Source organism: Brevibacterium senegalense, assembly GCF_000285835.1.
GTDB lineage: Bacteria > Actinomycetota > Actinomycetes > Actinomycetales > Brevibacteriaceae > Brevibacterium > Brevibacterium senegalense.
On the sequence record NZ_HE978600.1, the window covers coordinates 320,070 to 344,860 of the forward strand.

General features: G+C 71.5%; 19 protein-coding genes. 6 read left to right on the forward strand and 13 right to left on the reverse strand.

Going from position 1 to position 24,791, the window contains the following annotated elements:
* Positions 1-3 precede the first annotated feature (3 nt).
* The 5 genes from HGBR_RS15920 to HGBR_RS01540 form a co-directional block, all read right to left on the reverse strand.
* Positions 4-1,668 carry a ComEC/Rec2 family competence protein gene (locus tag HGBR_RS15920; RefSeq protein ID WP_019157570.1) on the reverse strand — a complete coding sequence of 555 codons (1,665 nt, stop codon included), beginning with the start codon at positions 1,666-1,668 and terminating at the stop codon, positions 4-6.
* Positions 1,617-2,249, reverse strand: coding sequence for a hypothetical protein (locus tag HGBR_RS20110; RefSeq protein WP_019157571.1), 633 nt, complete (start codon positions 2,247-2,249; stop codon positions 1,617-1,619). The genes HGBR_RS15920 and HGBR_RS20110 overlap by 52 nt, the downstream gene beginning before the upstream one ends.
* 47 nt (positions 2,250-2,296) lie before the next feature.
* A complete protein-coding gene (locus HGBR_RS19205) occupies positions 2,297-3,103 on the reverse strand; it encodes a helix-hairpin-helix domain-containing protein (protein WP_019157572.1) in 807 nt (268 codons plus the stop codon).
* Between the two features lie 194 nt (positions 3,104-3,297).
* Positions 3,298-4,224 (reverse strand): DegV family protein, encoded by a 927-nt coding sequence (locus tag HGBR_RS15930; protein WP_161601829.1) that lies wholly within the window; start codon positions 4,222-4,224, stop codon positions 3,298-3,300.
* Entirely contained in the window at positions 4,221-5,531 is a 1,311-nt protein-coding gene (locus HGBR_RS01540) for a UDP-glucose dehydrogenase family protein (RefSeq protein WP_019157574.1), read from the reverse strand. The genes HGBR_RS15930 and HGBR_RS01540 overlap by 4 nt, the downstream gene beginning before the upstream one ends.
* Before the next feature lie 110 nt (positions 5,532-5,641).
* Between HGBR_RS01540 and HGBR_RS01545 the strand changes: the two genes are divergently transcribed.
* Positions 5,642-6,340, forward strand: coding sequence for a hypothetical protein (locus HGBR_RS01545; RefSeq protein ID WP_019157575.1), 699 nt, complete (start codon positions 5,642-5,644; stop codon positions 6,338-6,340).
* Between the two features lie 25 nt (positions 6,341-6,365).
* Here the strand turns inward: HGBR_RS01545 and nadE are convergent, their stop codons facing one another.
* On the reverse strand, positions 6,366-7,184 hold the full coding sequence (gene nadE, locus HGBR_RS01550) for an ammonia-dependent NAD(+) synthetase (protein ID WP_019157576.1): 819 nt from the start codon (positions 7,182-7,184) through the stop codon (positions 6,366-6,368).
* A gap of 30 nt (positions 7,185-7,214) precedes the next feature.
* A complete protein-coding gene (gene leuS, locus HGBR_RS01555; RefSeq protein WP_019157577.1) occupies positions 7,215-10,088 on the reverse strand; it encodes a leucine--tRNA ligase in 2,874 nt (957 codons plus the stop codon).
* 165 nt (positions 10,089-10,253) lie between these two features.
* Here leuS and HGBR_RS01560 point away from each other — a divergent pair, with 165 nt between their 5' ends.
* A complete protein-coding gene (locus HGBR_RS01560; protein ID WP_019157578.1) occupies positions 10,254-12,074 on the forward strand; it encodes an AMP-dependent synthetase/ligase in 1,821 nt (606 codons plus the stop codon).
* Between the two features lie 70 nt (positions 12,075-12,144).
* Positions 12,145-13,200: a glutathione S-transferase family protein gene (locus HGBR_RS01565; protein WP_019157579.1), complete on the forward strand. Its 1,056-nt coding sequence runs from the start codon at positions 12,145-12,147 to the stop codon at positions 13,198-13,200.
* 3 nt (positions 13,201-13,203) lie between these two features.
* Here the strand turns inward: HGBR_RS01565 and HGBR_RS01570 are convergent, their stop codons facing one another.
* On the reverse strand, positions 13,204-13,923 hold the full coding sequence (locus tag HGBR_RS01570; protein WP_019157580.1) for a DedA family protein: 720 nt from the start codon (positions 13,921-13,923) through the stop codon (positions 13,204-13,206).
* A 117-nt stretch (positions 13,924-14,040) separates the two neighbouring features.
* Here HGBR_RS01570 and HGBR_RS01575 point away from each other — a divergent pair, with 117 nt between their 5' ends.
* From HGBR_RS01575 to glpK, 3 genes are all read left to right on the forward strand, one after another.
* Positions 14,041-15,117, forward strand: a complete 1,077-nt coding sequence (locus HGBR_RS01575) for a YhjD/YihY/BrkB family envelope integrity protein (RefSeq protein ID WP_019157581.1) — start codon at positions 14,041-14,043, stop codon at positions 15,115-15,117.
* An 88-nt stretch (positions 15,118-15,205) separates the two neighbouring features.
* Positions 15,206-16,648 (forward strand): glyceraldehyde-3-phosphate dehydrogenase, encoded by a 1,443-nt coding sequence (locus HGBR_RS01580; protein ID WP_019157582.1) that lies wholly within the window; start codon positions 15,206-15,208, stop codon positions 16,646-16,648.
* Between the two features lie 19 nt (positions 16,649-16,667).
* Entirely contained in the window at positions 16,668-18,170 is a 1,503-nt protein-coding gene (gene glpK / locus HGBR_RS01585; protein ID WP_019157583.1) for a glycerol kinase GlpK, read from the forward strand.
* Here the strand turns inward: glpK and HGBR_RS01590 are convergent.
* From HGBR_RS01590 to HGBR_RS01610, 5 genes are all read right to left on the reverse strand, one after another.
* Entirely contained in the window at positions 18,155-19,114 is a 960-nt protein-coding gene (locus HGBR_RS01590; protein WP_019157584.1) for a D-2-hydroxyacid dehydrogenase, read from the reverse strand. The two genes, glpK and HGBR_RS01590, sit on opposite strands and share 16 nt — an antisense overlap.
* A 29-nt stretch (positions 19,115-19,143) precedes the next feature.
* Positions 19,144-20,736 carry an MDR family MFS transporter gene (locus tag HGBR_RS01595; protein ID WP_019157585.1) on the reverse strand — a complete coding sequence of 531 codons (1,593 nt, stop codon included), beginning with the start codon at positions 20,734-20,736 and terminating at the stop codon, positions 19,144-19,146.
* On the reverse strand, positions 20,733-21,401 hold the full coding sequence (locus HGBR_RS20415) for a TetR/AcrR family transcriptional regulator (RefSeq protein ID WP_019157586.1): 669 nt from the start codon (positions 21,399-21,401) through the stop codon (positions 20,733-20,735). The genes HGBR_RS01595 and HGBR_RS20415 overlap by 4 nt, the downstream gene beginning before the upstream one ends.
* Positions 21,402-21,495: 94 nt before the next feature.
* Entirely contained in the window at positions 21,496-23,484 is a 1,989-nt protein-coding gene (gene dnaG, locus HGBR_RS01605; RefSeq protein ID WP_019157587.1) for a DNA primase, read from the reverse strand.
* 16 nt (positions 23,485-23,500) lie between these two features.
* Positions 23,501-24,790 (reverse strand): deoxyguanosinetriphosphate triphosphohydrolase, encoded by a 1,290-nt coding sequence (locus tag HGBR_RS01610; RefSeq protein ID WP_019157588.1) that lies wholly within the window; start codon positions 24,788-24,790, stop codon positions 23,501-23,503.
* Position 24,791: the final 1 nt, after the last annotated feature.

Consider the following 24,791-nt stretch of genomic DNA (forward strand, 5'->3'; position numbering starts at 1 on the left):
ACACTAGCGCCCGTCGTGGACGCAGGCCTCGTCACCGCGCAGCAGGGCCAGGTCCGCCGTCAGCGCGATGCTGCCGCACCGGTCGGTGCGCAGCACGGGGATGGGGCCGAACGCCGCAAGGGCGCGCGGCGCAGGGTGTCCGTACGTGTTGTCCGCCCCCACGGACACGACGCCCACCTGTGCCCGTGCCGCACGGAAGAAGGCCGGTGACAGGTCGCCGCTGCCGTGGTGCGGGGCGACCAGCACGTCGAGCGGATCCCGATCCGCGAGGTCCCGGACCAGGCGCAGCTGCTCCGCCTCCCCCACGTCCCCGGGCAGCAGGACGCGCAGACCGTCCACCTCGACGAGCAGCACGAGGGACGCGGCGTTGCCGTCCTCCGCCGACCGCGGCTGCGGCGGCGGCCACAGCACCTCGACGTGCACCCCGTCCGGCAGCAGCACGGGATCCAGGGGGACACCCGCCGCGGCCGGCGGAGCGATCGGCGCGGCACGCGCCGCCGCCCGTGCGTCCGGCGTCGCGGCCAGGGCCCGGGGGTGGACGACGACGGCGTCCTCGACCGCGGCGACCGCGTCCGGGAGGGCCCCCACGTGGTCCGCATCGAAGTGCGAGATCGCGATCGTAAGGCGGGTGATGCCCGAACCGGCCAGGCAGGCAGCAAGCAGCCCCGGCTCGTCCCCGGTGTCGACGAGGAGCGCGTGGTCGCGAGGCCCCTCACGGCTGCGCACGAGTGCGGCACTCCCCTGCCCCACGTCGCACACGAGCAGCGACCAGGCGCCCCGTCCCGCCGTCGTGAGGACCGGTGCGGTCAGACCCGAGGCCAGGCAGGCGAGTGCGGTCACGAGCCCCAGTTCGCGCAGACGGCCCCGGCCCAGGAGCGCGCAGGCCGTCCCCAGCACCAGGCCCAGGGCGACCGCGATCCCCACCGGCCCGGCCGGCCACCCCAGGGAGGCGCCCGGCAGTCCGGCGCACAGCAGCGCGATCCGTGCGATCCACCATGCGGCCGCCGCTCCCAGTGCACCCACCACGCGGGCGGGGAGGCTCAGGACCTCCGCGTCCCCCAGCGCGTGTGCGAGTCCCTCGAGCGCCAGCGCGCCCAGTCCCAGCACCGTCGCCGGTGCCACGGCGGGGCCCGCCACCGCGTTCGCGACGACCGCGTACGGACTCATGCGCGGATCCAGCAGGATGAGCAGCGGTGAGACGCCCAGCTGCGCGGCGGTCGGGACGGCGAGGGCCGCGGCCAGGAACCGCGGCATCCCCCGGTCGACCAGCAGGCGCACGAGCGGCGGTGCGAGGAGGATGAGTGCGGCGGTCGCGGCCACCGACAGGCCGAAACCCACCTCCCGGGCCAGGTGGGGACGGGCGACCAGGAGGATCGTGATCGCGGACGCCAGCACTGCGAGCGTGGGCGTGCCCGCGGGGCGCAGCAGTCCCACCGCCAGGAGTGCCGCCATCGCCGTCGCACGCATGACGCTGGGCTCCGGCCCCACGACGAACACGTAGCCGGCCGTCACGACCGCGGCGGGGAGGATCCTCACCCACCAGGGGCTGCGCAGTCCGGCGCAGAGCAGCACGACGACGCCCGCGACGATCGTGATGTTCGATCCGGACACAGCGGTCACATGCGTGAGCGAGACGGCGCGCATCGCCTCGGTGAGCCCACCGTCCACGTGCGCCACATCCCCCACGACGAGTCCCGGGAGCAGGTCCGCACCGGCGTGGTCCCCACCCCCGCCGCGGTGGCGAGCCCCGCGCGCAGCTGCGCCCGGATCCGCCACGCCCGGGCCGGCTCCTCGACGATCCCCTCGACCGTGAACCCCGCCAGGTCATCACCCCACCAGTCCAGATGCGCGCGCACCGTCGCGCCGGCCGCAGGGGGCTCGTCCTCCGCGATGAGGGTCGCGCGGCCGAACTCCCCCGTCCCGATCGTCCGGAACCTGCCGGATTCCGTGGGATGCGCATCGGCCACGAGGCGGACCTCCGCCTGGACCGGCCGCGGCGATTCCGCAGCGGTGAGCGCCTGTGCCCCGGCCAGCAGTCCCGCCAGCCCTGCGACGACGAGAACGGTCCCCACCGGGGAGGCTCCCCCGCGCGAGCGCGCCCGCCGCAGCAGCAGGGCGGCCCCCGCTGCCGTCAGGAGGCACGCGAGGACCAGTGCGGGGACCCCCGCGGCCAGGGAGCAGCCCCACGCGCAGACGGCCGCCGCCACCACCCGCACCGTCCCGATCCGGTCGCGCAGCCGGGCGAGCACACGACGGGCGCGGGAACGTCGTACGCCGACCCGCCCCCGCGCCCGGCTCACCCCACCGTCACCGCATCACGGATCGCCGCGAGCGTCGCGTCGCCGATGCCCGTGACGTCCAGCAGTTCCTCGACGGAGCCGAACCGGCCCACCGCCTCCCGGTGGTCGAGGATCGCCTGCGCCGTGACCGGTCCGATCCCCTGCAGCGTCTGCAGCTGCTCCAGGTCCGCCGTGTTGAGGTCGAGGAGCGGTTCCCCGCCCTCCGCGGGACCGGCGCCCCCTGTGTCCCCGGTCCCGCCGGCCTCGGGGAGCGCGGCCGGCGGTTCCTCCCCCTGGCGCGGCACGCGGATCTGCTCCCCGTCGACCAGCGTGCGGGCCAGATTCACCCCGTCCGTGTCCGCGTCCGCCAGCGGACCGCCGGCGGCCTCGAGCGCGTCGCCGACCCGTGCGTGGGCGGGCAGCTCGACGACCCCGGGCCGCACGACCGCACCGACGACGTGGACGACGACCGGAGATTCCTGCCCCGTGGTGGGCCCCGCGGTCGTCCCGGCTGCCTCGGTCCACTCCGGTGCCGCCTCCTGGCCGTCGGGTGCGACGACCGGTTCCTCACCGCCGGACAGCAGTGAGGGGGCGAGCACGACGACGAGCACACCGCTGAGGACGACGCCCAGCAGGACGAGCAGGAGTGTGCGCGTGAGACCCGGGCGGACACCCCGGGGCTCGTCGTCCACCCAGGCGGCGTCCTCGTCGACCGCGAGGGCGTCCTCAGGGTCGAGGTCGTCCTCGCGGTCCGCGGGCGTCCAGCCGCGCTCCCCGCTGCGGGCCAGCAGCGCGGAGAAGCGGTCTGCAGGTGAGGTACTCATGCCGGCCAGAGTGGCGTGCCCGCCCCGACACGGCGATCGGGACGGCGCGCCTGTGGATCGAGCCGGCGCCGTCCCCACGATCGGGTGCGCGGGGAGGTCGACTTACCTCCACGTCTGTGACCGCGACCGGCACGACGAACAGGACGCCGACGGATGTGTTCGCAAGGGTCCCCGGACGATGTGGAACCGTTGCCTCAGCTGCGGCCGCGCACCACCACGCCCACGGCGCCCGGTCCCACGTGCGCGACGATGACCGGGGACAGCACGCCCTCCGACAGTGCCCAGCCCTCGTCCTCCGCCACCTCCGCCAGTGCGTCGCGGACCGCCCGCGCGTCCTCCCCAGCGGCGTCGAGCGACCCCTCCGAGACGAGCACGACGATCTCGCAGTCCCCCAGCGTCCGCGCGGTCGCGAGCGACTCCGCGGTCATGCGGGCGTGCGCCTTCCGCAGGGTCCGCACCCGTGCGCGTGTGTCGACGACACCGTCGGTGAGGCCCAGCACCGGCACGATCGAGAGCGCGCGACCCACCAGCGAGGCCGCCCGGCCGATGCGTCCGCCCCGTTCCAGGTGCTCGAGCGTCGCGGGGCAGAAGAGGGTCTGCGTCTCCTCCCGCAGGTAGTCCTCCGCCGCCGCACGCAGCGCTGCCGCCCCGCGGCCGCGGGCCGCGCCGTCCGCGATGAGGAGGGCGGCACCTCCGGCCGCGGCAGAGGTGGTGGCCGAATCGAGGACGGTGACCGGGACCTCGGCGGATGCACCGGCGCGGACCGCGGAGTCATGGGTCCCGGACAGGGCGCGGGAGATCGTGAGGATCAGGACATGGTCCGCACCGGCGACGGCGAGATCCGCGATCGCCCGGGCGAAGTCGTCCGGCGCCGGCATCGAGGTGGACGCCCGGGCCCCCTCCGCCATCGCACGACACAGCTCCAGCGGCGGCAGTGCACCGTCGACGTGGGGCTCGTCGTCGACGAGCACTGTGAGCGGAACGACCGCGAAGCGGGAGTCGAGGTCGCGTGAGACCCGTGCGGCCTCGTCCGCGCGCAGCAGCACGGTCGAGTCGACGATGAGCCCGATCTGACCCGCACCGCTGTCCTCCCCCGGACGGTGGCCCCGCTCGCCCGTCACGGTCGTCCGAGGGCGCGATAGGTCCAGCCGGCCGCGCGCCACTGCGCGGGGTCCAGCACGTTGCGGCCGTCGAGGATGCGCGGGGTGTCGACGAGGGCGCCCGTCGCGACGGGATCGAGCGAACGGTACTGCGTCCACTCCGTGAGGAGGAGGACGAGGCCCGCTCCCGTGAGAGCCGTCTCGAGGTCGTGCTCGTAGTCGAGGCCCGGCTCGCGGCGGCGGGCGTTCGCGATCGCCTCCGGGTCCGTCACGGTGACACGAGCTCCGTGCTCCGCCAGCCCGGCGGCGACGGCGAGGGCCGGAGAATCGCGCGTGTCGTCGCTGTCCGGCTTGAAGGCGGCGCCCAGCACCGTGACGGGCACGCCGTCGACGGAACCGCCGCACACGTCCAGTGCCAACTCGATCATCCGATCGCGCCGACGCAGGTTGATCGCGTCGATCTCCTTGAGGAAGCTGACGGCGTCGCCAGCCCCCAGATCGTCCGCGCGGGCGATGAACGCGCGGATGTCCTTGGGCAGGCAGCCACCGCCGAAGCCCAGGCCCGCGTTGAGGAACTTCCGACCGATCCGGTCATCGATCCCGATCGCATCCGCCAGCACCGTCACGTCGCCGCCGGCCGTCTCGCACAGCTCCGCCATCGCGTTGATGAACGAGATCTTCGTCGCGAGGAACGAGTTGGCCGCTGTCTTGACGAGCTCCGCCGTGGGGTAGTCCGCGACGATGCGGGGGATGTCCTTCGCCAGCAGCGCCGCGTAGACCTCGTCGAGCTGCTCCTGCGCACGCGCGCCGGCGTCTCCGCCCGGCACGCCGTAGACCAGCCGGTCGGGCGACAGCGTGTCCTGGACGGCCTTCCCCTCGCGCAGGAACTCCGGGTTCCACGCGAGTTCCGCACCGGAGGCGCGCACCTGCTCCGCCAGACCCGCCGCGGTGCCCACCGGGACGGTCGACTTGCCCACGACGAGGTCGCCGGGGCTCAGGTGCGGCAGGATCGAGTCGACCGCCGCCGCGACGTACGTGAGGTCCGCGTGCAGTCCGTCCGCGCGCTGGGGCGTCCCCACGCAGATGAAGTGGACGCTCGCCGCCGCCACTGCGGAGGCGTCGGACGTGAAGGTGAGGCGTCCGGTGTCCTGGGTCTGCCCCAGCAGCTCCGGCAGGCCCGGCTCGAAGAAGGGCGCGCGCGCCGCGGACAGCTCCGCGAGCTTCGCCTCATCGACGTCGACGCCGATGACCGTGTGTCCCAGCGAGGCCATCGACGCGGCGTGCACCGCTCCCAGATACCCGACCCCGATCACGGACACTGTCGTCATGGTTCTCCTCAGCTTCGAACGGTGGTGGCACACCCGGCGGGCGTGCGCGCCGCGACGCGCGGCGTCCGGAACAGCATAGGCGACGGGGTGGGCGCGGGTAGTCTGGGCGCGTGAAGCGAATCGGTGACTTCCTCGTGAATACTCCCTCAGCCGTCGTCGTGCTGGCGGCGGCGGCGATCCTGCTCGTGTGCGCACTCATCCCGACGCTGCACTCGATCGCATGGCTCCTGCTGCTGGTCGCGGTGCTGGTGGCGGTCATCGCCGCCCTGGGCTGGTCTCGCACGTGGACTCACCTGCAGGACCGGATCGACGTCCTGCAGTCGAGCACCGCGGACGCGTACGAGACGTACACCCCGGTGACGCTCACGCAGACACCGCAGGAGGAGCTCGCGCAGGCGGACAGCACGGCGGCGCAGACGATCGTGTCCCTCCTCCCGGAGGACGACGGGCTCATCCGCCGTCTGCGGATCGATGCGGAGATGACGGTGTTCCCCCAGGACGCGGTCGCCCCGCTCCAGACATTCCTGGCGGACTGCAGCGCGACCCGCTTCGACGATCCCGCGGCGCATCGGGCCTTCATGGACCTCTACCGGGCCGCGCGGACGCTCCACGACTGGATCCGCCAGGAGACGGAGACCGCCGAGGCCGCCCCCGGTGACCGTGTCCTCATCCCGGGCGACCGGCGCGAGTCCGGCTGGAAGGCGTTCAACGAGGCGAAGCGGACCGGCGAGCGGCGCGCGGACGCGCTGCTGGCCGCCCGAGCCGAGTTCTCCCGGGTCCTCCTGGTCAGCCAGATCCTCGAGGACTGAGGTCGCCCAGGGCAGAGGAGCCGCCTCACCACCAGGTGTCGGCGGGCCCCGGCGGGGTGCGGCGCTTGTGCTCCGTGGACCGGTAGCGCTCGAGGATCGCGTGGGCGATGCCGTCCGCGACCTCGTGCCCCTCGAGGAAGTCGTCGATCTGCTCGTACGTGAGCCCCAGTGAGCTCTCGTCCGTCTGACCCGGCTGCTCGTCCAGCAGATCCGCGGTGGGCACCTTCCGCCACAGCCGGTCCGGGCTGCCCAGGGCCCTCAGCATGGCGGCGCCCTGTCGCTTCGTGAGCCCGGTGAGCGGCGCGACATCGACGGCGCCGTCCCCGTGCTTCGTGAAGAAGCCGGTGACGGCCTCCGCGGCGTGGTCCGTGCCCACGACGAGCGCCCCGCGGTCGCCGGCGATCGCGTACTGCGCGATCATCCGCATGCGCGCCTTCACGTTGCCGCGGTGGAAGTCCGGCAGACGACGGCCGGTGGCCGTGTCGTGGGTCGCGACGAGGGCGTCCGTCGCAGGAGCGATGTCGACGTCCACGACCTCGTCCGGCCCGATGAAGTCGAGTGCGGCGTCCGCGTCCGCCGCGTCCGCCTGGACCCCGTAGGGCAGGCGGACGGCGATGAAGCGCGCCGCGGCACCCTGCTGGCGCAGGTCCTCGACCGCCAGCTGGCAGAGGCGGCCCGCCAGGCTGGAGTCCTGGCCGCCGGAGATCCCCAGGACCAGCCCCCGCGCGCCCGTCCGACGCACGTACTCGACGAGGAAGCGGATCCGGCGCTCGACCTCACGATGGGGATCGAGCTCCGGCACGACGTGCAGCGCGGCACGGATGTCGTCGGGGATGACGGGCATGGTGACCTCCTGACGTTCGACGGTCCGGACTCAGGCGTCCGGGACGATGTTGACGAGCTTGGGTGCTCGCACGATGACCTTCCGCACGCCCGCATCGCCCAGCGCCCGCCGGGCGCCGTCGGATTCCAGCGCCAGCGCCTCGAGCTCCGCCTCGCTGATGTCCGGGGACACGTCGAGGCGCGCGCGGACCTTGCCCTTGACCTGGACGACCGCGGTGACCGTGTCCGCCACGAGGTGCTGCGGGTCCGCCTGGGGGAACGATGCGTAGGCCAGCGAGGACTCGTGCCCCAGGCGCTCCCACAGCTCCTCCGCCAGGTGCGGGGCCAGTGGCGCCAGCATGAGGACGAGCGGTTCGATCGCCTCGCGCGGCACCGTCCCCTCCTTCGTGAGGTGGTTCGTCAGCACGATGAGCTTCGAGACGGCCGTGTTGTTGCGGAAGTGCTCGAGGTCGTCGCGGACGCCGGCGATCGTCTGGTGCAGGATGCGCAGGGTCGCAGTGTCCGCGCCCGTCTCGTCGACGCGCACGGCTCCCGTCGCCTCGTCGATGACGAGACGCCAGACGCGCTGCAGGAACCGGTGGGCGCCCACGACGGCGCGGGTCTCCCACGCGCGGGACACCTCCAGCGGGCCCATCGACATCTCGTAGACGCGGAAGGTGTCCGCACCGTACTGCTCGTACATCTCGTCCGGAGTCACGACGTTCTTGAGCGACTTGCCCATCTTGCCGTACTCGCGGTTGACCTGCTGCCCGTCGTGCCACCACGTGGAGGTGCCGTCGTCCGCGACCCGCTCCTCGACCTCGTCCGCTGAGACGTACGCGCCGCGGGAGTCGGTGAACGCGTAGGCCTGGATGTACCCCTGGTTGATGAGCTTGTGGAACGGCTCGAACGACGAGGAGTGGCCCAGGTCGAAGAGGACCTTGTGCCAGAAGCGCGAGTACAGGAGGTGGAGCACAGCGTGCTCGACACCGCCCACGTACAGGTCCGCGCCGCCGGCGGGCTTGTGGGCGGTGGGGCCCAGCCAGTACTGCTCGTTCTCGCCCGCGACGAAGGCGTCCACGTTCGTCGGATCGGCATAGCGGAACTGGTACCAGGACGAGCCCGCCCAGTTGGGCATCGTGTTCGTGTCGCGGCGGTAGGTCCGAGGCCCGTCGCCCAGATCCAGCTCGACCTCGACCCAGTCGCTGTTGCGGCTCAGCGGTGCCTCCGGCTCGCTGTCGACGTCGTCGGGCGCGAAGGTGCGCGGCGAGAAGTCCGGCACCTCCGGCAGGTCGACCGGCAGCATCTCGTCCGGGATCGCGTGGGGCGCCCCGTCCTCGTCGTACACGATGGGGAACGGCTCGCCCCAGTAGCGCTGACGGGAGAACAGCCAGTCGCGCAGCCGGTACTGGGTCGACGCCGTCGCCAGTCCGCGCGCCTCCAGCCACGCGAGCATCGCGGCCTTCGCCTCGTCGATCGAGGTGCCGTTCAGGTCGATGTCCGCGTTCGCGGAGTTGATCTTCGCGCCCTCGCCGGTGAAGACCGTGTCCTCGTCGTGGTCGGCGGGCGGCTGCACGGTGCGCCGGTACGGCAGGCCGAACGCCTTCGCGAAGTCCCAGTCGCGCGCGTCCTCTCCCGGCACGCCCATGACCGCACCGGTGCCGTAGTTCATGAGCACGTAGTCCGCGACGAAGACGGGCAGCGACTCGCCGGTCGCGGGGTTCTGCACCCGCGTGCCGGTGTACACACCGGTCTTCGTCCGGTCCTCCTGGCGCTGGGCAGAGGTCTTGGCCGCGGCCGCGCGCCGGTATGCGGCGATCGCCTGTGCGGGTGCGTCCCCGTCTCCGCGCCAGGCCGCGGGCACGTCGTCCGCCCACTGCTCGACGGTCAGCTCGTCGACCAGCGGGTGCTCCGGCGACAGGACCAGGTACGTCGTGCCGAACAGGGTGTCCGCGCGCGTCGTGTAGACCTCGATCTCCCGGTGGTCCACGGGGAACCGGATGAGCGCGCCGGTCGAGCGGCCGATCCAGTTGCGCTGCATCTGCTTGACCGCGTCCGGCCAGTCGACCAGGTCCAGGTCGTCGGCCAGCCGGTCCGCGTACGCGGTGATGCGCATGTTCCACTGGCGCAGCGTGCGGGTGAAGACGGGGAAGTTGCCGCGCTCGGAACGCCCCTCCGCCGTCACCTCCTCGTTCGCCAGGACGGTGCCCAGTCCCGGGCACCAGTTGACCGGGGAGTCGGAGATGTAGGCGAGCCGGTGCTCCTGGAGCACGTCCTCACGCTGCGCGGGGGTCAGTTCCGCCCACGCCCGATCACGGCCCGTGTCGCGGCCGGCCTCGAACTGCCGGACCAGGGTCTCGATGGGGCGGGCCGCACCGGCGCCGTCCCCGGCCTCGGGGTCGTACCAGCTGTTGAAGATCTGCAGGAAGATCCACTGCGTCCACCGCACGAACTCCGGGTCCGTCGTGGAGAAGGTGCGGTCCGCGTCATGGCCCAGGCCCAGCCGCGACAGCTGGCGGCGCATGTTCGCGATGTTCTCCTCTGTCGTCACCCGGGGATGCTGCCCCGTCTGGACGGCGTACTGCTCCGCCGGCAGGCCGAACGAGTCGTACCCCAGCGCGTGCATGACGTTGTGGCCGCGCATCCGGTGGTAGCGGGCGTAGACGTCCGTCGCGAGGTAGCCCAGCGGGTGCCCCACGTGCAGGCCGCGACCGGACGGGTAGGGGAACATGTCCATGAGGTAGACGTGCTCCCGGTCGCCTGCCGGGCGGTCCGGGGCGGCCTGTGCCAGGTCGCCCACGGGATTGGGCGCGGCGAACGTCTTCTCCTGGGCCCACCGCTGCTGCCACCGGCGCTCGATCCGATCTGCGAGCTGGGCGTCGTACCGGTGGTCGACGGGGCTCGTCTGGTCGGAGGCTGCGGTCATCGGTGGGATCCTTCCGGGTCGGGGCGGGAGACTGCTCCATCCTAGACCTCCGAGTCCCGGCACGACGATTAGTGACGGAGGTTACGTCCCCGTAGGATGAGGCCAGCGGCCGACCATCCACCGGCACCCGTCAGACTTCCGCAGCAGACGCAGAGAGGCACAGACATGGCTTCGATCACCATGCCCCAGACCACGACGACGGGAGAGGGCATCGACTTCCGCGTCGGACAGTCGACCACCGACGTCCTGCTGGAGCGCATCCAGGCCGATCCGCAGGCGCCCCTCATGCTCCGCCCCGCCGGCGACAGCACCTGGTCGGAGGTCTCCGGAGCGCAGTTCCTGGACGACGTCACCTCCGTGGCGAAGGGCCTGCTGGCCGCCGGCCTGGAGTCCGGCGGTCGCGTCGCGCTCTTCGGGTCGACCGCCTATGAGTGGACGCTCTGCGACTACGCGATCTGGTTCGCCGGTGGCGTCACCGTCCCCTTCTACGACTCCTCCTCCGCGGACCAGCTGGCCTGGATGATCACGGACGCGGACGTGAGCTACGCGCTGGTCCAGTCCGACGACCACGCGCTGCGCGCGCGTGCCGGGGCGCAGGAGGCGGGCATCCCCGCCGGTCGCGTGCCGGTCTGGATCTACGGAACGGGCGGCCTCGACGAGTTGCGCGAGATGGGGTCGGCCATCACGGACGACGAGCTGGAGGCCCGCCGCGCGCAGGTCACCGGTGACTCCGTCGCGACCCTCATTTACACCTCCGGCACGACCGGCCGGTCGAAGGGCTGCGTCCTGACGCACGGCAACTTCGTCCAGACCGTCGCGGGCGCTCAGCAGCACGTCCCCGCGGTCTTCGCCCCCGGCAGCGTCTGCCTCCTCTTCCTCCCCCTGGCCCACGTGTTCGCCCGGTTCGTCCAGGTGCTCGCCATCAACGTGGGCAGCGTGCTCGCCCACACCTCCGACCTCACGCGGCTGACGGACACGTTCAGCGAGGTGAAGCCCACGTACATCCTGGGCGTGCCCCGCGTGTTCGAGAAGGTCTTCAACTCCGCCCGCGCGAAGGCCGAAGGCGACCGGAAGGGCGCGATCTTCGGTGCCGCGCAAGCGACCGCGGTCGCGTACTCCCGCGCTCTGGACGAGGGCGGCCCCTCGCTCCCCCTCAAGCTGCGCCACGCGCTGTTCGACAGGCTCGTCTACTCGAAGCTGCGGACCGTCATGGGCGGCGAGCTGCAGTACGCCGTGTCCGGCGGCGGGCCGCTGGGCGAGCACCTGGGCCACTTCTACCGCGGCATCGGCGTGGAGATCATCGAGGGCTACGGCCTCACGGAGACGACCGCGCCCGTGACGGTCAACGTGCCCACCGACGCGCGGATCGGCACCGTGGGCAAGCCGCTGCCCGGCTGCACCGTCGCGATCGCCCCCGACGGCGAGGTGCTCGCCCAGGGCGTGAGCGTCTTCCAGGAGTACTGGAAGAACCCCGAGGCCACCGCGGACACCTTCTACGACGACTGGCTGCGCACGGGCGACATCGGTGAGATCGACGGGGACGGCTTCTTGCGCATCACCGGTCGCAAGAAGGAGCTCATCGTCACGTCCTCCGGGAAGAACGTCGCGCCGGCCCCGCTGGAGGACGAGCTGCGCCGCCACCCCCTCATCGCGCACCCGGTCGTCGTGGGCGACAACAGGAACTTCATCTCCGCGCTCGTCTTCCTGGATGCGGAGATGATGCCCGGCTGGCTGTCCAACCGCGGCATGCGCGCGGACATGACGATCGAGGAGGCCGTCACGAACTCGGCCGTCCACGACTCGATCGCACAGGAGATCGATCGGGTGAACGACAGAGTCTCGCGGGCGGAGTCGATCCGCGAGTTCCGCCTGGTCCCCGCGGTCCTGAGCGAGGAGAACGGCTATCTGTCCGCGAAGCAGTCCGTCAAGCGCCACCTCGTGACGAAGGACTTCGCGGAGTACCTCGACGACATCTACGGCGCCTGAGCGGACACGACCGACCCGCCGCTGCCGACCCACCGCTACAGTCGGGAGCACCAGAGGGAAGGAGACCACCGTGTCCGAGCAGACGACCGACCCGCACACCACCCGCGGGAACTACATCTCCCAGGGACAGGAGTTCACGCGGGACACGAACTACATCGAGGACCGGATCCTCGATGATCCGCAGGCGCAGTGGCCGGTCGAGGCCGGTCGCTACCGCCTCATCGCCGCGCGGGCGTGCCCCTGGGCCAACCGCACGATGATCGTCCGGCGCCTGCTGGGCCTGGAGGACGCGATCTCCCTGGGCATGCCGGGACCCACGCACGACGTCCGGTCGTGGACGTTCGACCTGGACCCCGGCGGAGTGGACCCTGTGCTGGGCATCGAGCGCCTGCAGCAGGCCTTCTTCGCCCGGTTCCGCGACTATCCGCGCGGCATCACGGTCCCCGCGATCGTCGACGTCCCCACCGGTGCGGTCGTGACGAACGACTTCCCCCAGATCACTCTCGACTTCTCCTCACAGTGGACGCGCTTCCACCGCGACGGCGCACCGGACCTGTACCCGGAGACGCTGCGGGAGGAGATGGACCCGCTCATGCGGCTCATCTACACGGAGATCAACAACGGGGTCTACCGGTGCGGCTTCGCCGGCGGCCAGGAGGCGTACAAGTCCGCATTCGACCGCCTCTTCACCGCGCTCGACACGATCGAGGAGCGCCTCACGACCCGACGGTTCCTCATGGGCGACCGCATCACGGAGGCGGACGTCCGCCTCTTCACGACGCTCGCCCGCTTCGACGCCGTCTACTACTCGCACTTCAAGTGCAACCGGCAGCGCCTGTCCGATTTCCCCGCGCTGTGGGGCTACGCCCGCGATCTGTTCGCCACACCGGGGTTCGGCGACACCGTCGACTTCCAGCAGATCAAGGAGCACTACTACATCGTCCACGAGGACATCAATCCCACCCGCGTCGTCCCGGTGGGTCCGGACCTGTCCGGCTGGCTCGAGCCGCACGGGCGCGAGTCGCTTGCGGACACCCCGCCGTTCGGCGACGGCACCCCGCCCGAGGCCCCCAGGCCCCACGAGGTCGTCCCGCCCGCGCACACCCCGCAGGCCTGGATCGACTGAGCTTCAGTCCGCCGCAGGCCCTTCCCCCGGATCCGCGCCCTGCCGGGCGCGGGTCCGGCGGACCCGCTTCACGATCCACCAGACGACGGCCGCGCCCACGACGACGACGACGGCCTTCTGGAACCAGCCGGCGTAGGTCTCGATGATCGCGTAGTTCTCGCCCACCCAGAATCCCAGCACGACGAACACGGTGTTCCAGATGAGGGAGCCGGACATCGTGAGGAGGATGAAGGTGCTCTGACTCATCCGCTCGATGCCGGCGGGGATGGAGATGAGCGAGCGGAAGATCGGGATCATGCGTCCGAAGAAGACGGCCTTCTTCCCGTGCCGTGAGAACCACGCGACGGTCCGGTCGACGTCCGCGGGGTCGACCAGCGGCAGCTTCGCCGCCCAGCCGGTGATCCGCTCGTGGCCGAAGGCGCGTCCCACCCAGTAGAGGACGATCGCGCCCACGACGGATCCGATCGTCGCCCACGCGATCGCGGAGATGAGGCTCATCTCCCCCAGACTGGCGGTGAATCCGGCCAGCGGCAGGATGAGCTCGCTGGGGATGGGCGGGAAGAGGTTCTCGAGTGCGACGAGCAGCCCCACCCCGGGCGCTCCCAGCATCTCCATGACCGTGACCACCCACTCCGTGAACCGGTCCATGAAGGACGTGCCCTGCGCGGCCGGGTCCTCCACTGCGACGAGGATCCGGGACAGGTGTGCCGTCGTGACGCTCATGCGGCCAGCATAGGGGCTGGACCCGGGTGGCCCCCACACGCGCGTGTCAGCCTGCGTGCGCGACGCGGGGCCGCGGTTGACCTCCGAAGTCCGATTCCCGCACGTAGGATGGCAGGCATGACCGCCACTGCGCACGCATCCGACAGGATCCTCACGACGTCGAAGCGGGCCGCGGGACAGGGCGCCGCCCAGCAGCTCCTGCGCCGACCCGTGGTCGCCCACCTGCAGCAGACGCTCGCCCGCTACGGCGACCGGCTGGGCAACCAGTTCGCCGCCGCGATCACCTACTTCCTGGTGCTCGCGCTCATCCCCATCCTCATGTTCGCGTTCTCCGCACTGGGCTTCTTCCTCGAGGTGGTCCGTCCGGATCTCATGGGGGTCGTGAGCGACCAGATCGCGTCCGTGGGCGGCAGTCCCCAGATCGTCGACATGCTCCAGCAGTTCCTGAGCGGCTGGCGCGGAGTGGGCATCGTCGCGATCCTGTCCGCGCTGTACACCGCGCAGGGGTTCATGGGGAACCTCAAGGACGCGGTGCGCTCGCAGCTGTCCGACGAGGGCGTGCAGAAGGATCAGGACGGGTTCGTCCCGCGCGTCGTCAACAACACGCTCACCCTGCTCGTCGTGCTAGTGGGCGCGGGCCTCGCGGTCGCGCTCACGATCGTGTCGTCGAGCCTCCGGTCCGTCATCGTCCGGTGGCTGGAGCTGCCGGGCTGGATGGGCCCGGTCTTCCAGCTGGTCCCGCTGCTCGTGTCCGTCGGCACCTTCTGGGTCCTGCTGTTCGTCGTCTTCACCCTGCTGCCGTCGGAGTCCATCGAGGCGCGGACGAAGGTGAAGGGCGCCCTCATCGGCGCGATCGCCCTCGCCCTCATCGTCCGCTTCGCGACACTGCTCATCGACATGTTCTCCGGCTCCCCCACGGCCGCCCTCTTCGGCCCCGTCATCGCGATCATGCTGTCGCTCAACATCGTCGCCCGCATCATCCTCATGGTCGCGGCGTGGATGGGCACCGCGGACGACCACTCGATGTTCCAGCAGGTCGTGACCGCGGCGGACTCCGGCGCGGACCCCCGCCTCACGGCACCGCCGCACGAGGACAGCGCTGCGGAGACCGCGATGACCTTCATCGCCGCCGCCGGGCTCATCGCCCTCACGATCGTGGGCTTCAACCGCCTCCAGCAGCGCGACGGCGACTGAACCCGCCCGGCACCGGTCGCCTCCGCCCCCGCGGCCGGGCGTGCGTAGAATGGGCCGGACACCACCGTGGAGTGAAAGGGTTCGTCTCTTGACCGACCAGATCGAGGCCGCCGCCCAGTCGTGGGCCGCCAAGCAGCGCGCAGCGGAGGGGCTGATCCCCCTCGTGGGCAGCCTGTACCGCGAGAACGACGTCCTGCTGACCGTGTACGGACGCAGTCTTCTCAACAAGTCCGTCACCGGGATCATCAAGGCGCACCGCTACGCGCGCCACTTCGACGGCGTCGAGCTGGACCTGGACGAGACGCTCGCGGTCGCGCAGCAGCTGGCGGAGCTGGACCCGGGTCCCAGCACGATCGACCTGGGCCGTCTGGCGGCCTCCGTCCGGACCGGCGGCGACGTCGCCTCGGTGCTGGCGGAGCAGCTCGCCGAGGTCGTGGGCGCCACCGCGTCCGCGGACGCCGGCCCGCGCGACGTCGTCCTCTACGGCTTCGGCCGGATCGGCCGACTCCTGGCCCGCATCCTCATCGACCGCGCCGGCGGCACCGGTCTGCGCCTGCGCGCGATCGTCGTGCGCCGCAGCGGCAAGGGCGGCGAGGACATCGTCAAGCGCGCCTCCCTGCTGCGCCGCGACTCCGTGCACGGGAAGTTCGACGGCACGATCGTCGTCGACCAGGAGAACGAGACGATCCTCGCGAACGGCACGCTCATCCAGGTCATCTACTCGGACGACCCGTCGACCGTCGACTACACCGCGCACGGCATCGACGACGCGATCATCGTCGACAACACGGGCATCTGGCGCGATGACGCGGGGCTGCGGAAGCATCTGGCCAGCCCCGGCGCCTCGAAGGTCATCCTGACCGCGCCCGGCAAGGGCGAGGTGAAGAACATCGTCTTCGGTGTCAACTCCGATGCGATCGCCCCGGAGGACACCGTCCTCTCCGCCGCGTCCTGCACGACGAACGCGATCACCCCGGTCCTCAAGGTGCTGAACGACGAGTTCGGCGTGGTGAACGGACACGTCGAGACGGTCCACTCGTTCACGAACGACCAGAACCTCATCGACAACTACCACAAGGGCTCGCGCCGCGGTCGCGCCGCCGGACTCAACATGGTGCTGACGGAGACGGGCGCCGCGAAGGCCGTCGCGAAGGCCCTGCCGGAGTTCGCGGGCAAGCTGTCCGGCAACGCCATCCGCGTGCCCACCCCCAATGTGTCGATGGCGGTCCTCAACCTCAACCTCGAGCGCGCGACGACCGTCGAGGAGCTCAACACGTTCCTGCGGAACACCTCGCTGCACTCGCCCATGCGCAACCAGATCGACTACATCGCCTCGCCCGAGGTCGTGTCGACGGACCTCGTGGGCTCGAAGCGCGCCGGCGTGGTCGACGGCCTTGCGACGATCGTCGACGGCGACCGCGTCGTCGTGTACGTCTGGTACGACAACGAGTTCGGCTACTCGTGCCAGGTCATCCGCTGCGTCGCGCAGATGGCGGGCCTGGACATGCCGTCGCTGCCGGCCCTGTCCTGACCATTCCCCCGGTGCTCCCATGACCCGCATCCTCGCGATCGACGAGGGGACCACCTCGACCCGTGCGGCCGTCCTCGATGGGGACGGCCGCACGGTCGCATCCGCGTCCCGCGAGTTCCACCAGTCGTTCCCGCAGCCGGGTCGCGTCGAGCACGACGCGCTGGAGATCTGGCGCGTCACCCGCGAGATGATCGGTCAGGTGCTGGGCACCAGTCAGCTGACGGCCGCGGACATCGACTGCATCGGCATCACCGATCAGCGCGAGACGACCGTCGTGTGGGACCGGACGACGGGACGCCCGCTGGCACCGGCGATCGTCTGGCAGGACACGCGCGGCGGCGACATCGTCGCCCGCCTCGAGGAGGACCACGGGGACCGGATCACACGGATCACGGGACTGCCGCCGGCCACCTACTTCTCCGCCGTCAAACTGCTGTGGCTCCTCGAGGAGGTCCCGGAGGTCCGGCAAGCCGCGGAGTCCGGCCGATTGCTGTTCGGCACGATCGACACGTGGCTCATCTGGAACCTGACGGGCGGGGTGCAGGGCGGTCTGCACCTGACGGACGTCACGAACGCGTCCCGCACGATGCTCATGGACCTGAAGACCCTCGACTGGTCGGACGAGATGCTCGCGCTCACGGGCATCCCCCGCGACGTCCTGCCCCGGATCCGCCCCTCGATCGGCGACTTCGGCGTCGTCGACGACCGGCACCTGCTGGGCGGTGTGCCGATCACCGGCGTCCTGGGCGACCAGCAGGCGGCGGCGTTCGGCCAGTGCGCCTTCTCCCCCGGCGACACGAAGAGCACGTACGGCACCGGGTGCTTCCTCCTCACGAACACGGGCGACACCCTCCCGCGCGCGGGCGGCGGCCTCATCACGACCGTCGCATACCAGCAGGAGGGGCGGCCCGCCCAGTACGCGCTCGAGGGCTCGATCGCCGTCGCGGGCTCACTGGTGCAGTGGCTGCGCGACAACCTGGGCATCATCCGGGACTCCGCGGAGGTCGAGGAGCTCGCGGACTCCGTCCAGGACTCCGGCGACGTCTACTTCGTCCCCGCCTTCTCCGGCCTCTTCGCCCCGCGGTGGAAGCCCGATGCGCGCGGCACGCTCGTGGGACTGACCCGCTACTCGACGCGGGCGCACATCGCCCGCGCCGCACTCGAGTCGACGGTGTTCCAGACGGCGGAGGTCATCGAGGTGCTGCGCGCGGAGTCCGGCTTCGACATCGCCTCGATCCGCGCGGACGGCGGGATGGCCGTCAACGACGCGCTCCTGCAGTTCCAGGCGGACATCTCCGACTGCGAGGTGGTGCGCGGCGGGATCGAGTCGACCGTGCTGGGCGCCGCGCTCGCCGCCGGCATCGGCCGCGGCACCTACGGCGGCACGGATGACGTCCGGGCCCTCTGGCAGGAGACCGGCCGGTGGACGGCACGGATGGACCCCCGCGACCGCGCACACCGGCGCGACCGTTGGGAGTCCGCGGTCCAGCGCTCCCTCGGCTGGGCTCAGCCGCGGACGTAGCCGGCCTGCAGGTCGACCGTCTGCGGGAACGGCTCCCCCGCCCGCCAGCGGCGCCAGTGGTCGACGAACTGATCCAGCAGGCGCTCGTTCCACCCCTGCGTGTCCCCGGACAGGTGCGCGGTGATGAGGGTGTGCGGCGCGTCCCACAGAGGGTGGCCCGCCGGCAGGGGCTCCGGATCGACGACGTCCAGTCCCGCGCCCGCGATCGCGCCGCGGTGCAGCGCGTCCAGCAGGTCGCCGGTCACGGTGGACTCGCCCCGGCCGATGCTCACGAACCGTGCCGTGGGCTTCATCGCGGCGAAGACGTCGCGATCGAACAGCCCGCGGGTCTCCTCCGTGAGCGGTGCGGCGTTGATGACCCAGTCGACCCCGCCCACATGGTCCGTCAGGTCGACGGAGTCGTGGATGACGGCGAAGTCGTCGTCGCCGGCCCGCGCCCGGGTGCCCGCACCCTCGACCCGGACGCCGAGGCCCCGCAGCAGTCGTGCGATCCGCCGGCCGATGCCGCCCACGCCCACGACGAGGGCGCGGGTGCCCGCGACGGTCTCCGTCTCCCGCCGCTGCCAGACGTGCGCCCGCTGCAGGTCGAGGCTGCGGACGGAGTCCTTCGCGAACGTGAAGACGACGCCCAGCACGTACTCCGCGATCGCCTGGTCGAAGATCCCGTGGGCGTTCGTGACGGTCACGTCCCGGGCGCTCAGCAGTCCCGGGAACCGCAGTGTGTCGATGCCCGCGCTGGCCGCGTGCACCCAGCGCAGGCGGTCGGCGGCCGGCAGCGCATCCTGCAGCGCGGTGGAGAAGAAGTCCCACAGCAGGAGCGCGTCCGTCCCCGGCAGTGCGTCCGCGAGGGTGTCCGCATGGGCCCAGCGCACCTCCGCGTCGAGGGTGTCGAGGACGGCCGGCCGGCCGCGTCGGTCCGAAGTGAGGATCGTGAGGACGGTCATGTCGTCATCCTCTCATCCCCGCCGGACGGTCAGACCGCGGCGTCCCCGTCCTCCACGACCGCCCGCTCGACCGGGGCGTTCGAGGTGGCCAGCGGCTTGGGCTCGATGAAGCACGCGATGACGCAGCCCACGAGCGCCAGGGGCGCGATCCACAGGTACAGCGGGACGAGCGCGTCGTTGTACGAGGTCACGACCACGTCGAAGACCGGCTGCGGCAGGTGCGCGACGATGTCCGGGGTGATGCTGTTCGCGTGCGCCGCCTGGTCCGCGGCGCCCGGCACCCCGGCCATCCCCTCCTGCAGGTTCGTGACGAGTCGCGAGGTGAAGAGCGTGCCCACGAGCGACATGCCCAGCGTGCCGCCCACCTGCCGGAAGTAGTTGTTCGACGCGGTCGCGGTGCCCACGAGGGACACGGGGAACGAGTTCTGCACGATGAGGACCAGCTGCTGCAGGGCCATGCCCAGCCCCACTCCGAACACGGCCAGGTCCGTCATGACGCGCCACAGCGGCGCGTCGGCGGTCAGCGTCGACAGGAGCACGAGCCCCACGGCGGCGATGAGCATGCCCGCGATCGGGTAGATCTTGTAGCGGCCCGTACGCGCGATGACGAAGCCCACCGTGGTGCCCACGACGAGCATCGAGGCCATGAGCGGGATCATCGCGAGACCGGCGACCGTGGGGGTCAGCCGGTGCGTCATCTGCAGGTACGTGGGCATGTAGGTGATGACGCCGAACATGCCGATCGACAGGCAGACGCCCGCGATGGAGGCGAGGGTGAAGTTGCGGTCGCGGAACAGCCACATGGGAATGATGGGGCTCGCGACCCGCAGCTCGACGAACACGAAGGCGACGGCGGAGACGAGACCCGCGACGATGAGCCCGATGATCTGCGGCGAGGCCCACTCGTACTGCGTGCCGCCCCACGCGGACAGGAGCACGACGGAGCTCGTGAAGACCGCGATGAGGGCCAGGCCCAGCGCGTCGACGGAGCGCTCACCGGTGCGCGTGGCCGGGTCCTCGCGGAAGAATATGGCCGTCGAGGCGATCGCGAGCAGACCCAGCGGCAGCGCGAGCAGGAAGGCCCCGCGCCAGCCGGGCCCCTCGGTGAGCCAACCGCCGATGAGCGGTCCCGCGACCGAGGAGACCGCGAAGACCGATCCCATGACGCCCATGTACTTTCCGCGCTGGCGTGCGGGCACGACGGTCGCGATGATCGCCTGCGACAGGATCATCATGCCGCCGCCGCCCACGCCCTGGACGACGCGACCCACGATGAGCCATGTCATCGAGTCCGCGAAGAAGCCCACGACGGATCCGACCATGAAGACGGTGATCGCGCCGATGAAGAGCGGCTTGCGCCCCACCTGGTCGCCCAGCCTGCCGTAGGCCGGCATGAGGATCGTGGACGACAGCATGAAGCCGGTCTGGATCCACATCATCCGGTCGACCCCGTCCAACTCGCCCACGATCGTGGGCAGCGCGGTCGCGAGGATCGTCTGGTTGAGGGAGAACATGAAGGTCGCGAGCATGAGCCCGATGAAGAGGGTGACGATCCGCCCCGTCCCGGGGTCGGTCGTCCGCGCGGCGGTGCCGGTGGGCCGCGCAGCAGTGGAGGTGGTCACAGGTGGGTCCCTTCCAGGACGGAGGTGAAGAGGTCGAGGGAGCGGTCGAAGCGCTCGTGCATCTGCTGCGCCGTGGGCTCCGGTCCGGAGTCCCCGGCGGCCGGGACGAACGAGTGGCGCAGCGGCGCGAACGCGATGATGACGAGCATGCGGACGGTGTCGCGCGGTGTCGTGCCGGCCGGGACGTCCAACCGTGCGAGGCGCGACGACAGGAGCGGCACCAGTTCGTCGATGAGGGCGCCGGCCAGGGCCGTGTTGGCATCGACCCTGCGCTGGACCAGCTCCGGGTGCCGCACCAGCAGGGCGCGCCGCAGCTGCTCGCTCTCGCCGTCGCCCAGCGAGAGCGAGAGGACCTCGCGGACGAGACGCGCGACGACCGTCAGCAGGGGGCCGGAGAGGTCGGTGCGGGCGACGACGGCTCGCACCGCCTGCTCATCGGGACCGCTCGCGGCGCTGCCGATGATCGCGTCCTCCTTCGAGGCGAAGTAGTTGAAGAAGGTGCGCGGAGAGATGCCGGCGGCGTCCGCGATCTGTGCGACGGTCGCGGCGTCTAGGCCGCGCTCGAACGCCAGCCGCACCGCGGCCTCATGGATCGCAGTGCGGGTCAGTCGCGCCTTGCGGTCGCGCAGCGATTCGCACGCGGCGGGGGTCTGTTCGTCAGTCACCCTAGAATTATGCAGTGCGTGCAACGTTGCATCAAGCGCAGAGTTGCGTTCAGTGCAGGATCTTCGTCACAGTCGCGCGATCGCACATCGAGGCCTACATGAGCTGGCGGATCCGCGCCCGCTGCTGCTCGAGGATCTGCAGCTGGTTGAGCAGTGCGGAGCTGGTCTCCAGATCCGTGGGGTCCGTCCGCTGGAGGCGCGAGTGCAGCTCGGCGGCGATCCGGGCCATGTCGGAGTCGAAGAGCCGGGCGATGATGCCCCGCGAGTAGCGCTCGACACCGGCCGCGTCGTGGGCAGGCAGCGGCTCGACGGTCAGCGCCCCCACGAGTGTGGCGATCCGCTCGTCGCCGCGGCGGGTCGCGGCCCCGAGGACCTTCTCCGGCCAGGTCGCGGGTTCGGCCAGTCCCGTGCGGATCCCCCCGGCGTCCTGCATGCACGTGTGGACGCGGCGCAGGTCCGGATGCGTGAAGACCTCGCCGTTGAGTCCGTCGAACAGTGTCGCGTTCACGAACTGGGGCTGCTGGAGGGCGACCTGCAGCGCGGACCGCTCGATGCGGACCGCGGCGGGGTCGTACTCCGGGACGACCGCGGGGCCTCCCCCGAACTCCTCCGCGTAGGCCTCGATGCGGCCGGCCGTCCGGGACTCGTACGCGGCAGACTCCTGCGAACCGCCCTGCTGCGGCCGGGACTGCTGCGGTGCGGGCCCCCGCTGCCGCTCACCGCGGCCCCGGTCGCCTCCCCGCGGACGACCCGCGGCGGGCTGGGAGCGGCGGACGGCCTCGGCGACCTCGTCGATCCCCACCCCCAGCTGGCCGGCGACGAACCGCTCGTAGCCCGGCCGGATCGCCGCGTCCCGGATGGAGGCGACGACGGGCGCGGCGGCCCGCATGGCGCCCACGCGCCCCTCGACGGTCGACAAGTCGTAGCGCGCGATCGCCTGCGTGATCGCGAACTCGAAGAGCGGCCGACGGCTCTCGATGAGGTCGCGGACGGCCGGGTCCCCCGCCTGCTGTCGCAGGTCCGCGGGATCGCGACCGTCCGGCTCGACCGCGACGAAGGTCTGCGCGACGAAGCGCTGCTCCAGCTCGAACGCCTTGAGCGCGGCCTTCTGCCCGGCTTCGTCGCCGTCGAACGTGAAGACGACCTCGCCGGCCCCGGACGACTCGTCGCCCAGCAGTCGGCTCACGATCTTCGCGTGCTCCTCGCCGAAAGCGGTGCCGCAGGTCGCGACCGCCTGCCCCACGCCGGCCAGGTGGGCGGCCATGACGTCCGTGTAGCCCTCGACGATGACGACGCGCTTCGTCTTCGAGATCTCGCGCTTCGCGAGGTCCAGGCCGTAGAGGACCTGCGACTTGTGGTAGAGCGCGGTCTCCGGGGTGTTGAGGTACTTGGGACCCTGGTCGTCCTCGTAGAGCTTGCGGGCGCCGAAGCCGATCGTGCGTCCGGTCACGTCCCGGATGGGCCAGAGGATGCGGCCGCGGAAGCGGTCGTACACGCCACGACGGCCCTCCGAGACGAGGCCCGAGGCCGTGATCTCCTCCGTCGTGAACCCGCGCCCGCGCAGCATGCGCAGCAGGTTGTCCCACCCGCGCGGCGCGTACCCCACGCCGAAGCGGTCGACAGCCGCCCGGTCGAAGCCGCGGTCGGCGAGGTAGCGGCGGGCCTCCTCGGCCGCGTTCCCCTGCAGCTGCTCGCGGAAGAACGACTCCGCGACCTGGTGCATCTCGACGAGCCGCTGCCGGCGGCCCACCTCCTCGCGGTCGGGGCCGCTCGCCCCCTCCTCGTAGCGCAGCTGGACGCCGGTGCGCTCGGCCATCCGCTCAACGGCCTCGACGAACGTGACGCCGTCCATCTTCTGGAGGAACGTGAACACGTCGCCGGACTCGCCGCAGCCGAAGCAGTGGTACATGCCCACCTGCGGGCGGACGTGGAAGGACGGAGTGCGCTCGTCGTGGAATGGGCAGAGCCCCTTGAGGGATCCCACGCCGGCCCCGCGCAGGGTGACGAACTCCCCCACGACGTCGTCCAGGCGCGCCCGCGAACGGACCTCGTCGATGTCCTCGCGCTTGATGAGTCCCGCCATCAGGCCTCCCCCGCCATCAGAGCATGTCCGCGACGCCGGCCCGCAGACGGTGGTAGTGGGTCCAGGCGGAGTGGTCCGTGAGCGAGGCGACCTGGTCGACGACGGCGCGCAGCCGCTCCGCGTCCGAGTCCGCCTCTTCGTGATCGGCCCGGAACAGGGGATCCATCGCACCTGGCTGCTCGCTGAAGTGCTCGGCGACGGTCCTCAGCACATCCGCCTGGATGTCCTGCAGCCGCAGACGGTCGTCCGCGACCATGACGGTGACCGTCGCGAGTCCCTTGAGGACCGCGATCTCGTGCGCGGAGGCGACCGGGACGACGAGGCTGCCGGCGTAGCGCCCCAGCGGACCCCAGCCGTGCTCCTCGCGCGTCGCGGCCTCCGCGGCCGCGGCGAACCGGCCGATCAGCTGACTCGTCATGTGCTTGAGTGAGGCCTGGTCCCGGCGCGAGCCGGTGTATTCGCCGTGCGGCCAGTAGGCCGCGGCGCGGAGGCGGTCGAGCGCCGCGATCATGTCCTCGTCGGGGGCGTCCGGCAGGTACCACTGCCGGGTGATGTCGAGCAGGCGCTCGAGGGCCGGATCCGTGCGGAACTCCTCGAGCCGCAGATGTCCGGCGACGATCGCGTCCTCGACGTCGTGGACGGAGTACGAGATGTCGTCGGCGAGGTCCATGATCTGTGACTCGAGGCAGCGCCGGGTGTCCGTCCGCCCGTCCCGGTAGAAGTCGAAGACCGCGCGGTCGTCCTCGTAGACGCCGAACTTCCGCACGCGCGCGCCCTCCCGGCCGGCGGGCGCCTCGCTGCGGGACCACGGGTACTTCGTGCACGCATCCAGCGTGGCGCGGGTCAGATTGAGTCCGGCCGGCCCCCCGTCGTCGGTGAACACCTTCGGCTCCAGGCGCGTGAGCAGCCTCAGTGTCTGCGCGTTGCCCTCGAAGCCGCCGATGTCCGCGGCGAGGTCGTCGAGAACCACCTCGCCGTTGTGCCCGAACGGGGGGTGGCCCAGATCGTGGCTCAGGCACGCGGTGTCGACGATCTCCGGATCGCAGCCCAGGTAGCGGGCCAGTTCGCGGCCCACCTGCGCGACCTCGAGCGAGTGCGTGAGCCGGGTGCGGACGAAGTCGTCGCTGCTGGGCGACACGACCTGTGTCTTCGCCCCCAGTCGGCGCAGACCGGACGAGTGGAGCACGCGGGCGCGGTCGCGCTGGAACTCCGTGCGCCGGGGGTTCTTGGGCGGTTCGACGACCCACCGCCGGCGGTCGGCGTCACCGTAGTCGTAGACGGGCACCGGGATGAGACCTGCGCTCACC

Bases quoted from the DNA above. Each gene is read 5' to 3' on its own strand.
- HGBR_RS19205 (WP_019157572.1), bottom strand. From the start codon at position 3,103: ATGAGTACCTCACCTGCAGACCGCTTCTCCGCGCTGCTGGCCCGCAGC.
- HGBR_RS01540 (WP_019157574.1), bottom strand. From the start codon at position 5,531: ATGACGACAGTGTCCGTGATCGGGGTCGGGTATCTGGGAGCGGTGCAC.
- glpK (WP_019157583.1), top strand. From the start codon at position 16,668: ATGACCCGCATCCTCGCGATCGACGAGGGGACCACCTCGACCCGTGCG.
- HGBR_RS01560 (WP_019157578.1), top strand. From the start codon at position 10,254: ATGGCTTCGATCACCATGCCCCAGACCACGACGACGGGAGAGGGCATC.
- HGBR_RS01575 (WP_019157581.1), top strand. From the start codon at position 14,041: ATGACCGCCACTGCGCACGCATCCGACAGGATCCTCACGACGTCGAAG.
- dnaG (WP_019157587.1), bottom strand. From the start codon at position 23,484: ATGGCGGGACTCATCAAGCGCGAGGACATCGACGAGGTCCGTTCGCGG.
- nadE (WP_019157576.1), bottom strand. From the start codon at position 7,184: ATGCCCGTCATCCCCGACGACATCCGTGCCGCGCTGCACGTCGTGCCG.
- leuS (WP_019157577.1), bottom strand. From the start codon at position 10,088: ATGACCGCAGCCTCCGACCAGACGAGCCCCGTCGACCACCGGTACGAC.
- HGBR_RS01590 (WP_019157584.1), bottom strand. From the start codon at position 19,114: ATGACCGTCCTCACGATCCTCACTTCGGACCGACGCGGCCGGCCGGCC.
- HGBR_RS01570 (WP_019157580.1), bottom strand. From the start codon at position 13,923: ATGAGCGTCACGACGGCACACCTGTCCCGGATCCTCGTCGCAGTGGAG.